The sequence below is a fragment of the Salinispora pacifica DSM 45544 genome, from assembly GCF_000378845.1.
GTDB lineage: Bacteria > Actinomycetota > Actinomycetes > Mycobacteriales > Micromonosporaceae > Micromonospora > Micromonospora pacifica.
In genome coordinates this window covers 4,495,207-4,507,954 of the sequence record NZ_KB905359.1, presented here as the reverse complement: position 1 = coordinate 4,507,954, position 12,748 = coordinate 4,495,207, and the positions used below count along the sequence as shown (strand labels likewise).

Below are 12,748 nucleotides of genomic sequence, written 5' to 3'. Positions count from 1 at the left end.
CATGACCCACCCTGACGTCGTCGTTACCGGTCTCGGCGCGACCACCCCGCTGGGCGGGGACGTCGCGTCAACCTGGGACGCCATGCTCAATGGCCAGTCCGGGGTGAGCGCGCTTACCCCGGACTGGGCCGAACAGCTACCGGTCCGGATCGCAGCCCAACTCGCGGTCGACCCGGCTGAGCTGCTGGACCGGGTCAAGTTGCGCCGGCTGGACCGCTCCGAGGCAATAGCGATCATCGCCGCGAAACAGGCCTGGGCGGATGCCGGTCTCGCCGACTCCGGGCTGGACCCGGAGCGGCTCGGCGTCAGCGTCGGCTCGGGCATCGGCGGCGCACTGACCCTGCTCAACCAGGACGACATCCTGGAGGCCTCCGGCCCACGGCGGGTCTCCCCGCACACCATTCCGATGCTGATGCCGAATGGCCCCGCCGCCTGGGTCGGCCTGGAGTTGCAGGCCCGCGCGGGCGTGCACTCGGTGGCCAGCGCCTGCGCCACCGGCGCGGAGGCGATCACCCTCGGCATGGACATGATCCGTGCCGGGCGCGCCGATGTGGTGGTGGCCGGCGGCACCGAGGCGGTCATCCACCAGCTGCCGATCGCGGGCTTCTCCTCAATGCGGGCGATGTCCACCCGCAACGACGAGCCGGAGAGGGCCTCTCGCCCCTGGGACAAGGCCCGCGACGGCTTCGTGCTCGGCGAAGGCGCCGGGGTGCTCGTGCTGGAACGCGCCGACCACGCCGCGGCCCGCGGCGCCCACGTGTACGCCCGACTCGCTGGCGCCGGAATAACCTCCGACGGCTACGACATCGTGCAGCCGCACCCGGAGGGCACCGGCGCGATCCGGGCCATCACGAAGGCGATCGCCGACGCGGACATCGACCGGGGCGACATCGTGCACGTCAATGCGCACGCCACGTCAACCCCGGTCGGGGATCTGGCCGAGATCAAGGCACTGCACCAGGCGCTGGGCGACCACCCCGTCCTGACGTCGACGAAGTCGATGTCCGGGCACCTGCTCGGCGCGGCCGGTGCGCTGGAGTCGATCGCCACGATCCTGGCGATCCGGGATGGTGTGGTGCCACCCACGATCAACCTGGATGACCCGGACGACGGTCTCGACCTGGATGTGGCCGCCAACAAGGCGCGCCACCTGGAGATCCCCGCTGCGCTGAACAACTCCTTCGGCTTCGGCGGGCACAACGTGGCTCTCGTCTTCACGCGGGCCTGAGGACCACAGCCTTGGAGGCTCACGTGACCACCACTGTTGCCGGCCCCGAAACCTCTACCGTGGACTATCGGGATCCGGAGCTGCGGCTCCGGTCCCTGTTCGACGCGGGCACGCTCCGCCTACTCGCCCCACGTGACAGCTCCGGGGTGCTCTGTGCCCGCGGCGAGATCGAGGGCACACCGGCCATCGCGTACGCCACCGACGCCACGAAGATGGGCGGCGCGATGGGCGTTGACGGCTGCCGCCACATCGTTGACGCGATTGACACCGCCGTCCGGGAGCGGGTGCCCGTACTCGGGCTCTGGCACTCCGGCGGAGCCCGACTCGCCGAGGGCGTGGTCGCGCTCGACGCGGTCGGTCAGGTCTTCGCCGCCATGGTCCGCGCCTCCGGCCGGGTACCACAGATCTCCGTCGTGCTCGGTCCCGCCGCGGGGGGCGCCGCCTACGGGCCGGCGCTCACCGACATCGTGGTGATGAGCGGCGCCGGCCGGATCTTCGTGACCGGCCCGGAGGTCGTCCGCAGCGTCACCGGCGAGCAGGTCGACATGGCCCGCCTCGGTGGCCCCGAACCGCACGGCCGACGCTCCGGCGTCGTACACGTGACGTGCCGGGACGACGAGGAGGCGCTGGCCCAGTCGCGCCGGCTCGCGGCCCTCCTCGGCCACCAGGGCCGACTCTGCCCAGACGACGTGCCGGCCACCGCCGAGGACGGGCACGACCTGGCCGCGAAGATGCCGGCCGAGACCAACCGGGCGTACGACGTCAAACCGGTGGTCAAGGCGCTGCTCGACGCGCCCGGTGTCGAGCTGCACGCCAAGTGGGCCCCGAACATCGTCACCACCCTGGGACGGTTCGCCGGCCGAACGGTCGGCGTGATCGCCAACAACCCGCTGCGGCTCGGCGGCTGCCTCGACGCGTCCAGCGCCGAGAAGGCGGCCCGTTTCGTGCGGATGTGCGACTCGCTCGGCGTACCGCTGATCGTGCTCGTTGACGTCCCCGGCTACCTGCCCGGGCTGGGTCAGGAGTGGGACGGGGTGGTCCGGCGCGGGGCGAAGCTGCTGCACGCCTTCGCCGAGGCGGTCGTACCGCGGGTGACGCTGGTGACCCGCAAGGCGTACGGCGGGGCGTACATCGCGATGAACTCCCGATCCCTCGGCGCGACCGCGGTCTTCGCCTGGCCGAACGCGGAGGTCGCGGTGATGGGCGCCAGCGCGGCGGTGAACATCCTGCACCGCAAGAAGCTGGCCGCCACGCCGCCGGAGAAGCGGGAGGCGCTACGCGCCGAGCTGATCGAGGAGCAGATCCGGGTCGCGGGTGGCGTGAACCGGGCGTTGGAGATCGGTGTGGTCGACAACGTCATCAAGCCAGCCGAGACCCGCCGACAGATCGCTGAGGCTCTCGCGGCGGCACCGGCCGGTCGCGGCGCCCACGGCAACATCCCGCTCTAGCGGATATCGGGCAGCCCCCGGGTACCGCCGACCGCGGTGTCCGGGGGCTCCGGTATACATCTATCCCGGTGGGTGGCCGGCACGCTGCACTGTGTCGGTTCAATTCGATCCTGGGGATGTGTACTGTGCTGCGTCATCGTCTACCGGCCACGCTGGCCGTTCTCGCCCTCCTGGTGTCGGCCGGCTGCGGCGTGGCCGACGAGCCGGCCGACGAGCCGGCGTCGGCCGAGAGCGCCGCCGTCGGCGAGCCCTGGTACGACGAGATCACCTCGGCCGACGCCGACGGTGCCGCCGGTGGCGCGGACGGGCCGTGCCCGCTGCCGGTCACCTTCCCGGTCGCCGAGGGATGGCAGGCCGAGACCATCGAGGTGGACCCGACGACCGCCGAGGATCCGGAGTTGGCCGCCGAGATGGCGGCGATAATGACGCTGCGCGGCGGCGCCACCGTACGGTGCGAGGTGGGCCGTGGCCCGGGTGGCGGTTTCCTCCGGGTCTGGACCACCGAGCAGGGTGTCACGCCCCGGGCGGCCCTGGACGCCTTCCTCGCCGACACGTCGCTCGAGCAGGCCACCGAGGCGCAGTTCCGTGACCTGACCGTCGATGACCTCACCGGCGTGGAGGCGACCTGGGTCAGCCAAAACTCGCTTGACGAGGTCAACCGCGGCTGGGGAGCGGCCGTTTCGGCGAACGGGCAAGCCCTGCTGTTCGTGACCAACGAGAGCGTGTTCACCGACCACTCCGACATGTTGCCGGTGTATCGGTTGGCGGTGCAGGGGGTGCGTACGGCGGGCTGACCGGTCCACCGACTGGGCCCCGGCCGACCGGGTAACTCAGCTGCCGCAGGTCGTGGCGGGCAGGCCGGATACCGGCACCGGTGCGCGGCCGGCCGGGATGGCCTTGCCGGCCAACACCTGGGCCAGCCCGGTCATCGACGCCGGGCTCGACGAGTAGGTCGCCAGCAACGCCGGGGAGTCCGCCTCGGCCAACAGGTACGGGGTGTTCATAGCGACGGTCACGGCGGCGTCGGCGCTCAGGTCGTCGGCGCTGTCGCCGTAGCCGACCAGGTGGACCACGGCACCCCCGCTGTCGGTGACCGGCACCCCGGCCGCGGTCAGCTTCTCGATCAGCGTCGCCCGGGTGCGCTCCCGGCCGTCGGCGGCGGTCACGGTGACCGGCCCGGAGACCGGGCTGCCACACGGGCCGCGCAGCGCGGTCACCGCGGCGGTGGCGAGTTCGGCAGCCGCCGCCTGGTGGGCCGGCGCGCCGAGGACATCCAGTTCCGGGGTGGCCGCACCAGCCAGGGTGAACTTCATGGTCAGCACCCGGGTCACCGCCTCCACCAGCCGGTTGCGGGGCAGCGAGCCGTCACGCAACGCGGTGAGCAGCCCGTCGTACGCCTGGCCGACGTTCGGCGGCATGAGGATCAGGTCGTTGCCGGCCTTCAGCGCCCGAACCGCAGCCTCGCCGGGCGACCAGCGCTTGGCGGGGGCCATGTTCATCCCGTCGGTGATCACCACCCCCGGAAAGCCGAGCTCGCCGCGGAGCACCTCGGTGAGCAGGGTGTGCGAGAACGTCGCCGGGGTGCCCGGGTCGACCGCGCTGACGTCGAGGTGCCCGGACATCACGGCGAGGGCGCCGGCCCCGATGCCGGCCGCGAAGGGAGGCCAGGCCTCCAGCTCAAGCACGGTGCGGGGCTGCGGCAGCACCGGCAGTTCCTCGTGGGAGTCGGTGGCGCTGTGCCCGTGGCCGGGAAAGTGCTTCAGCGTTGCCGCGACGCCGGTCGCCTGTAGACCGCTCACTGCCGCACTGACCTGCTCGGCCACCGTCGACGGGTCGGCGCCGTACGACCGGGACCCGATCACGGTGCTGGGGGTGACCAGCACGTCGGCGACGGGAGCGAAGTCCAGGTTGATGCCCATGGCGGCGAGTTCGGTGCCGGCGGCCCGCCAGGCGGCCTCGGTCAGTTCAGGTCTGCCGGCCGCCCCCATGGCCAACGCGCTGGGCAGCAGGGTGACCCCGTCGCTGATCCGGGTGACCACCCCGTACTCCTGGTCGGTGCCGATGAGGAACGGCGCCTCGCCGGCGGCCAGGCCGGCGGCGGCGGACCGCAGCCCGGTGGTCAGTGCCCGGACCTGTTCCGGGTTGTCGACGTTGGTGGTTACCTGGTTGCCGCTGGTCGGGTCGTCCGCGCTGAAGCCGACGAGGATGAGCCCGCCGAGGCGATACTTCGCGATCATTTCGGCGGGGGTGTCGACGCCGGCCAGTTCCTGGTTGCCGGCGGCCGAGCCGGCCGTGACCTGGTCGGCGGCGGCACCGTAGGCGAATGGCATCAACACCTGACCGACGAGGTCCTCATCCGCCAGCGTACTGGCCAGGGCGGCGGCACTGGCCGCCGGATCTTCGACCGGGCCGATGGGCGACGGGCCGGCCGGCGGGCCACTCGGGGCCGGGGTCGACTGCGCGCGCCCCGGGCCGCCGGTGCAGCCGGCAAGGAGCAGTGCGGTGAGTACGGCCAGCGCGATGACCGCGACACCATTACGTCGGGCAGGTATCGACACGCGAGCCATCCACTCTTTCGACGCTGGTTGGGGCAGGTCGACCCTACCCGCGCCGAATTGCCGCCACCGAAACACGTAGCGACCTCACCTGTGGGTGTAGACCTCAGCCGACGCGGGTGAGCAGCGTCACCGGGGCACCGTCGCCGGCATACCGGTAGGGCTCCAACTCGGCGTCCCAGGCCGCCCCGAGGGCCTTCTCCAGGGCGTGGGCGAGGGCCTCGGGCGCCCGGGCATCCGCCATGATGCTGCGCAACCGGTCCTCACCGAGCTGAATGTCGCCGGCCGCGCCGACGGTTGCCTGGAAGAGCCCGCGGCCGGGGACGTACATGAAGCGTTCTCCATCGGCGCCCGGGCTCGGCTCCTCCGTGACCTCGAAACGGATCATGGGCCACTGTCGAAGGGCAGCAGCCAGCTCGGCGCCCGTTCCGGGGCGGCCGGTCCACCCGCACTCCGCCCGGCGGGCGCCGGGGTCAACGGGCTGGGTTGTCCACTGCAGGTTGACCGGCGCCGCAAGGACGCGCGCGATCGCCCACTCGACGTGCGAGCACACGGCGAGCGGGGTCGAGTGGACGTATACGACGCCACGCGTTGGCACGGTGACCTCCCGGGGAGCGAGGTGCGTCTTCCCCTACGACCTCGTCGCGCCAGGTGGCTACCGGGGCACATCATGACTGGTGTGACAGATGGTGCGCTAGGGATTCGGAAAATCGGGTCCCGGAATAGCCGGTCGGGTGAACCCGTTGGACCAGCCCGAGGCGGTGGCCAACCCGGCCCCACGCTCGTGTACAGTTCCATTGGCGGCCTGTGCCGCGAATTCTCCGCGGGATCACCCACCGGGTGAGGTCCGCACCAGCCCCCGGACGTCTTACCCGCGTCCTCACCGTACGTCTGCAAGGAGTACCTCCGTGGCGAGTAACACCTCGAAGACCGCGCGCGCGTCTGTCCGGGCCGGCCAGGCTGGCCAGGGTGGTGCCCTCAGCGTGCTGGGCGAGTTCAAGTACGTGATCCCGCTCAACGGCGGCCGGAACGCGTACGTCCGTAACCTGACCAACGGCAAGACGGAACACCTGCGCACCGACTCCGACGCCTTCGTCGAGGAGATCCGGACGCTGGCCGCGGCGGGGCACGCCGCCAAGATCCGGGCAGAGCTGAGCGCCCTCAACGCCACCCACCCGGGTGACGGCTGGGACGCCACCGAGAAGCGCCTCGTCGAGGCCGGCGTCTTCGAGGGCTGACCCTCCCGCCAGCCAGCTACCCCGCTCGGGGAGCGACGAACGATGCGGCCCGTCGGGACATCCCGGCGGGCCGCATCGTTCTTTGCTGGTCAGCGGGGTGCACTCCCGCTGCTGAGCGCCCTGGCGCGGTGCACACAGCCGGGGCGTACCCTCGTGCGGTTGACCGCCGCGTGTCCCGCGCGGCGCTGGTCACCGACCCCAGGAGGAACGAGCGTTGACCGACCGGACCGAGCTGGAGCAGGAGATCGCCGTCGAGCAGCGGCACCTGGACCGGGTGTACGCGCGCCTCGCCGAGCTGCGCCAGGCGGCGGTCCGCGCCGAGTCCGACGGCTACCGCCTGGCCCGGGTCGGCAACTTCGGCGCGCTCGTCGAGCGGGACGCGATGGTCTTTCACGCGGCGCAGCGCCGACACCTGCTCGACGCCGAGCACGAGGGGCTCGTCTTCGGCCGACTCGACCTGCACAACGGGCAGGTGCTGCACGTCGGCCGCCTCGGCATTCGGGACGAGAGTGCCAGGACACTGGTGGTGGACTGGCGGGCCCCGGCCGCCGCCGCCTTCTACCGGGCGACCCCGGCACAGCCGCTGGGCGTGATTCGCCGCCGCATGATCTCCTCAAGCGGAGAGCGGGTCACCGGGATCGAGGACGACCTGCTCGACCCGGCTGCCACTCCGCCGGAGATGACGACGGTCGGCGACGGCGCCCTGCTGGCTGCCCTGTCCCAGGCGACCGGGCGGGGAATGCGGGACATTGTGGCGACCATCCAGCGGGAGCAGGACGAGGCGATCCGCTCGCCAGGCTCCGGTGTCACCGTGGTCTCCGGCGGCCCGGGGACCGGCAAGACGGCGGTGGCCCTGCACCGGGCGGCGTACCTGCTCTACACCGACCGCAGCCGGTACGCCGGCGGCGGCATTCTGGTGGTCGGGCCGTCGGCCGTGTTCGTCGAGTACATCGGGTCGGTGCTGCCGTCGCTGGGCGAGGAGACCGCCACCCTCGCCGCGCTCGGTGGGCTCTTCCCGGGGGTCCGTGCGACCCGTACCGACCCACCGGAGGTCGCCGCGGTGAAGGGCTCGCTGCGGATGCGGCGGGTCTTGGAGCGGGCCGCCCGGGACGCGGCGCCGGGCACCCCGAACGAGCTGCGGCTGCTCTACCGGGGCGAGCTACTGCGGGTGGATCGTCGCGAGCTGACCGCGATCCGGGATCGGGCGTTGCGGCGGGGCGCGCGGCGCAACGAGGTACGCCGGGCCGGCTTCGACGGCGTCTTCGCCGCGCTCTGGGCGCAGGCCCGGCAGCTGGGCGTTCCCGGCCTGCCGCAGCAGCGGGCGTTCGAGGACGAGCTGGCCGACCGGACGGACTTCCGCGAGTTCCTCAAGGCGTGGTGGCCGCGGCTCCACCCGCGGCACGTACTCGGCTGGCTGGCCGAGCCCGAGCGGCTGCGCCGCTACGCCGCGGGGGTGCTCTCCGCCGACGAGGTCCGCCTGCTCGGCGAGGCGTACCGGGCCGGGGCCGCCCTTGGGTTGACCGTGGCCGACGTCGCGCTGCTCGATGAGTTGGACGCCCTGCTGGGCAAGCCGATGAAGCCGGCCCGGCCGCGGCGGGACCCGTTCCAACTGGCCGGCGGAGTACGCGAGCTGAGCACGTTCGCCGATCGGCAGCGCGCCGCCCGAGCGGCGGCCCGGGAACGCCCCGAGGACTATCGCGAGTACACGCACGTGGTGGTGGACGAGTCCCAGGACGTGTCGCCGATGCAGTGGCGGATGATCGGCCGCCGGGGGCGGTTGGCCTCGTGGACCGTCGTCGGCGATCCCGCGCAGACGGCATGGACCGGTGACCCAACGGAGTTGGCTCGAGCCCGCGACCAGGCGCTCGGCCGGCGCGCGCGGCACCACTTCACCCTGACCACCAACTACCGCAACCCGGCGGAGATCTTCGCGGTGGCGGCGGCCGAGATCCGGCGGGTTGACCCGGACCTCCCGCTGCCGACCGCCGTCCGCTCCACCGGCGTCGCCCCGGTGCAGCTGAGCGTGCCGCCGGCGGAGTTGGAGACCACCGTGCGCACGGCGGTCAACACCTTGCTCGCCGAGGTCCCCGGCACGGTCGGCGTGGTCACGCCGGTGCCGCGTCGGGCCGAGGTAGCCGGGTGGCTGGACGGGATCGACGCGCCCCGGTTGCAGGTGGTGACGAGCCTGGAGGCCAAGGGCATGGAGTACGACGGCGTCGTCCTGGTCGCCCCGGGCGAGATCCGGGCGGAGCCGGGGTCGGGCGTACGGACGTTGTACGTCGCGCTGTCCCGCGCCACCCAACGGCTCACCACGGTTGACCTGTCCGGTTGAGCTGTGCTCGATCCGGTCGCGCCGCCGGGGGTGGGACCGCTGGGGTGTCCCCGCTGGTCGCGTTCCGCGGCACGACTCGGTCTAATTCCCGCAGCTAGCTATACACATGGCAATGTGAACATAGGTTGGGTGCAGGACCGGACAGCCGGCGGAAGGTGTCCGAGTGGGTGCAGCACATGACCACCACGGGGCGGTGACCAACGCGGGGCAGCGGCACCGGGGGCGCCTCTGGGCCGCCTTCGCCCTGCTCGCCGCCCTGATGGTGACGGAAGCGGTGACCGCCGTCCGCACCGGATCTCTGGCCCTGCTCAGCGACGCCGGGCACATGTTCACCGATGTCCTCGGCATCGGCATGGCCCTCGCCGCGCTGACCGCCACCCGGCGCCGCGACAGTGACCCGCAGCGGACCTTTGGGCTCTACCGGCTAGAGGTGCTGGCCGCCCTCGCCAACGCCCTGCTTCTCTCCGCCGTCTCGATCTATGTGCTGGTGGAGGCCGTCCGCCGGTTCGGTGATCCGCGCGAGGTAAGCACCGGGCCCATGTTGGTTGTGGCGATCCTGGGCCTGCTCGCCAACATCGTCGCCTTCGCGCTGCTACGCCCGGGCGCGCAGGAGAGCATCAACATCCAGGGCGCCTACCTCGAGGTGCTGGGCGACCTACTCGGCAGCCTCGGCGTGATCGCGGCGGCACTGGTCATCGCCGGCACCGGGTGGTGGTGGGCTGACCCGCTGGTCGCGGTGGCGATCGGGCTGTTCATCCTGCCGCGAACCTGGCGGCTCGGCCGGGCAGCCCTACGCATCCTGGTGCAGGCCGCGCCGGAACATCTGAAGGTCACCGCGGTACACGACCGGCTGGTCGCCGTATCCGGGGTGAGTGAGGTGCACGACCTGCACATCTGGACCCTCACCTCCGGGATGGAGGTAGCCTCCGCACATCTCACCATCGCCCCCGCCGCCGACCTCGGCGCGGTCCTCGGAGCCGCCCGGTCCGCGCTGCAGGAGGACTTCCGAATCGAGCACGCGACACTGCAGGTCGAGCCGGGGTCAACCAGTGGGGACTGCGGTTCCGTCGGGCGGTGTAGTTTCTGATCAACTGCCGAGTGCGCCCGGCTCAGGAGCACCGGTTAGGCTCTGAGCCGGCCTACGCCAGGCGGCACCCACCGGTGCCGGCCGGGCCGCCGCCTAATCACCCGCCAGGGTGAGCCGGGGAACCAGGTACCTGGGGTGCATCCGCGTCAGCGGTAGGGATCTTCCGTCCCGAACCCGTCAGCTAACCCGGTCGGTGGCCGACGGAAGGACATCTGCATATGCCAGCAGCGGCACCCGTACGACACCGCGCCGCCCGGGTGGCGGCACTGATCATCGTGGCGCTCACCCTCAGTGTCGGCCTTGCCCCCGCCGGCCCCACGGTAGCCGCTCCCCCCGCCCGGCAGGTCGCGGTGACCGACGATCCGGAGGGCGGCACCGCTGCCCTTCGCGCCGCGCTCGAGGAAGCCAGCAAGGGATTCCTGGACGCCAAACAGGCGCTGGCCGAGTCGGTGCAGCGGCAGCAGCAGCTCACCGCCCAACTCAAGACCGCCAAGGCCGAACAGGCCGAGCGCACCGAGCGGGTGGAGCAGATCGCCGGCCAGGCGTATCGGACCGGTCCACTGCGCACGGCGTCGGTGCTGCTCGACAACACCTCGCCGGCGGACTTCCTGGACCGCGTCGCGACGCTGGAGGCGACGGTCGCCAACGAGAACCGAGCCATAGACGAGTTGCAGCAGACCCAGAAAAAGATCGCCCAGGACACCCGCGCGGTCGAAGCGGAGATCATCGAACAGCGCAAGCAAGAGGCCCTGATGGCCAAGCGCAAACAGCAGGCGGAGAAGGCGCTGACGGTCGCCAATGAACAGGCCAGCGCCGCGGCCGCAGCCGCAGCCGCAGCTGCGGCTGCGGCCACCAACACCACCCAGAACTCGGCCCGGGCAGACCCGGCCCCGCGCAACCCGGACGGCTCCTGGCCGGCCGAATCCTGCAGCGTCAATGATCCCACGCCGGCGGATGGTTGCATTACCCCGCGAACGCTGCATGCGCTGAACGAGGCCAAGGCGGCCGGCTTCACCCGCTATGTGTCCTGCTATCGCCCCGGCAACTCCGGCGAGCACCCGAAGGGCCGGGCCTGCGACTTCGCCGCTCAGCAGGACGGATTCGGTGGAGATGCCACCGGCGACGACCGGACCTACGGCAACAACCTGGCGGCGTTTCTGGTGGACAACGCCGACCAACTCGCGGTGCTGTACGTGATCTGGTACCGGCAGATCTGGCTGCCCAGCAGTGGGTGGAAGTCGTACAGCGGGGCCGCCGGCGACCCATCCAGCGACCATACAAACCACGTGCACCTGTCGGTGTACTAACCGGTGGTCGGGCCGGGAGCCGTCCGCTGGCGAACAGCTCCCGGCCCGCGCACCCGCCTGGCACGAGCTGAATCAGCCCCCCGGCAGGGCCTCCGGGGCCGTCGCCCCCGCGAAGTAGGGCTCGGGGGCACCGAAGAGACCGAGCAGGCCAGCGACCCAGAGCTGCCGGTGTACGAATCGGCTGGGCTCGGTCACCACCAGCCTCACACCGCTCACCTCTGCGGTCTGGAAGCCGGCAACCATCGCGCTGATGCCGACAGAGTCGATAAAGGTCACCAGCCGCATATTCAACTCGATGCGGCGAGGATGGCTTTTGGCCAGGGCCTCAGCGACCGCCTCACGCACCTCGTATGCGGTATCGACATCGATCTCACCACGCGGTGAGATCTCCACGACGCTCCCGGGTAGGACCGACTTTACGATCGACAGGCTCACGCGAGCACCTCCACTCGCCAGTCAACAGGCGCCTCATCAGTACGCAGGCCGCGACCGAGAGTATTCCTCCAACACGCTCGGTCGCCACCCCCTGGGATGAGTAGTTCTTGTGGTTCGAATGCCAGGTCACCCTTATCCGAATATTTCACCCTTCGGTTACGGAGCTGCCTCAACGGGAACAGCCCTAACACGAACAGCTCTCATCCGGAACAGTTCTCCATCCCAACAGTTCTCCACCTGAACAGTTCCCCACCCAAACAGTCAAGGGCCGGAGTACCCGGGACCCGAAACAGTCACGGCCCAATGTAGCGGCCCGATGCGACGAAAGGCGGAGACCCGGGCCGCGCGGCGTGGTCGCCCAGCACGGGCACAGCCGGCACTCCCGACCCCACAACCGCCTCGTCGCGCCGACGCTGCGGGGTCGGGAACCATCCGGGCCGGGTGAGTCCTCCTCACCCGGCTGCCGGCGACAGTAGGAGGCATGACCGATCCGAACGTGCCGGCCCAGTCGGCACGTGGCAACCGTTTGGTGGTGCGGTGATGACGACCCCACACCAGGTCACCCCACTCCTCCGAACCCCGGTTGTGGAGAGCGACCACATCCGGGGACCGGTGGACGCGCCGGTGACGCTCGTCGAGTACGCGGACTTCCAGTGCCAGTTCTGCGGGGTGGCCTACGCCAACCTCGCCGAACTGCTCCGACAACGGGCCGACATGGTCCGGCTGGTCTACCGACACTTTCCGATCTCCAACGTGCATCCGTACGCGGAAAACGCGGCCCATGCCACCGAGGCGGCCGGCGTCCGAGGCCGATTCTGGGAGATGCACGACTGGTTGTACGAACACCAGGACCAACTCGATCCGGTGCACCTCTCGCTCGGCGTCGGACAACTCGGCCTCTCCGCCGCCGAAATCGACGCCGAGACCGATCAGCAGGCCCACGGCGACCGAGTCCGGCGAGACTTCGTCGGTGGCATCCGCAGCGGCGTGCAGGCCACTCCGACCCTGTTCGTCAACGGCGCCCGACACAACGGTGGATTCGACCTCGCCGACCTGCTGGCGGCGGTCGACGCCGCCGACCGGGAATGACCGGCACCGTGGCGGTGATGGTCGACGTC

General features: G+C 71.2%; 11 protein-coding genes and 1 riboswitch. Of the genes, 8 read left to right on the top strand and 3 right to left on the bottom strand.

Features of this window, described 5'->3' with window-relative positions; all coding sequences use genetic code 11:
- Window position 1: 1 nt before the first annotated feature.
- The 3 genes from fabF to SALPAC3_RS0120735 all read left to right on the top strand — a co-directional run bounded on the left by fabF (window position 2) and on the right by SALPAC3_RS0120735 (window position 3,470).
- A complete protein-coding gene (gene fabF, locus SALPAC3_RS0120745) occupies window positions 2-1,228 on the top strand; it encodes a beta-ketoacyl-ACP synthase II (protein WP_018223097.1) in 1,227 nt (408 codons plus the stop codon).
- Between the two features lie 23 nt (window positions 1,229-1,251).
- Complete coding sequence (locus tag SALPAC3_RS0120740; RefSeq protein WP_018223096.1) at window positions 1,252-2,676, top strand: acyl-CoA carboxylase subunit beta; 1,425 nt, start codon at window positions 1,252-1,254, stop codon at window positions 2,674-2,676.
- Window positions 2,677-2,792: 116 nt separating this feature from the next.
- Complete coding sequence (locus tag SALPAC3_RS0120735) at window positions 2,793-3,470, top strand: lipoprotein (RefSeq protein WP_196230350.1); 678 nt, start codon at window positions 2,793-2,795, stop codon at window positions 3,468-3,470.
- A gap of 36 nt (window positions 3,471-3,506) precedes the next feature.
- Here SALPAC3_RS0120735 and SALPAC3_RS0120730 read toward each other — a convergent pair whose 3' ends face one another.
- Together SALPAC3_RS0120730 and SALPAC3_RS0120725 are read right to left on the bottom strand one after the other, a co-directional pair.
- Window positions 3,507-5,243 (bottom strand): glycoside hydrolase family 3 protein, encoded by a 1,737-nt coding sequence (locus SALPAC3_RS0120730; RefSeq protein WP_026185768.1) that lies wholly within the window; start codon window positions 5,241-5,243, stop codon window positions 3,507-3,509.
- 94 nt (window positions 5,244-5,337) lie between these two features.
- Window positions 5,338-5,829: a DUF3145 domain-containing protein gene (locus SALPAC3_RS0120725; protein ID WP_026185767.1), complete on the bottom strand. Its 492-nt coding sequence runs from the start codon at window positions 5,827-5,829 to the stop codon at window positions 5,338-5,340.
- Window positions 5,830-6,139: 310 nt separating this feature from the next.
- Between SALPAC3_RS0120725 and SALPAC3_RS0120720 the strand changes: the two genes are divergently transcribed.
- The 4 genes from SALPAC3_RS0120720 to SALPAC3_RS0120705 all read left to right on the top strand — a co-directional run bounded on the left by SALPAC3_RS0120720 (window position 6,140) and on the right by SALPAC3_RS0120705 (window position 11,195).
- Window positions 6,140-6,469 (top strand): hypothetical protein, encoded by a 330-nt coding sequence (locus SALPAC3_RS0120720; RefSeq protein WP_018223092.1) that lies wholly within the window; start codon window positions 6,140-6,142, stop codon window positions 6,467-6,469.
- Window positions 6,470-6,683: 214 nt separating this feature from the next.
- Window positions 6,684-8,801, top strand: coding sequence for a HelD family protein (locus SALPAC3_RS0120715; protein WP_018223091.1), 2,118 nt, complete (start codon window positions 6,684-6,686; stop codon window positions 8,799-8,801).
- Between the two features lie 163 nt (window positions 8,802-8,964).
- Window positions 8,965-9,888: a cation diffusion facilitator family transporter gene (locus SALPAC3_RS0120710; protein ID WP_018223090.1), complete on the top strand. Its 924-nt coding sequence runs from the start codon at window positions 8,965-8,967 to the stop codon at window positions 9,886-9,888.
- An 80-nt stretch (window positions 9,889-9,968) separates the two neighbouring features.
- A riboswitch (cyclic di-AMP (ydaO/yuaA leader) is annotated at window positions 9,969-10,100 on the top strand.
- A 6-nt stretch (window positions 10,101-10,106) separates the two neighbouring features.
- Window positions 10,107-11,195: a coiled-coil domain-containing protein gene (locus SALPAC3_RS0120705; protein WP_018223089.1), complete on the top strand. Its 1,089-nt coding sequence runs from the start codon at window positions 10,107-10,109 to the stop codon at window positions 11,193-11,195.
- Window positions 11,196-11,267: 72 nt separating this feature from the next.
- Here SALPAC3_RS0120705 and SALPAC3_RS0120700 read toward each other — a convergent pair whose 3' ends face one another.
- A complete protein-coding gene (locus tag SALPAC3_RS0120700; RefSeq protein WP_018223088.1) occupies window positions 11,268-11,630 on the bottom strand; it encodes an STAS domain-containing protein in 363 nt (120 codons plus the stop codon).
- Between the two features lie 540 nt (window positions 11,631-12,170).
- On the opposite strand from SALPAC3_RS0120700, the gene SALPAC3_RS0120695 reads away from it, so the two are divergent.
- Window positions 12,171-12,719 (top strand): DsbA family protein, encoded by a 549-nt coding sequence (locus SALPAC3_RS0120695; RefSeq protein ID WP_018223087.1) that lies wholly within the window; start codon window positions 12,171-12,173, stop codon window positions 12,717-12,719.
- The last annotated feature ends 29 nt before the right edge of the window (window positions 12,720-12,748 follow it).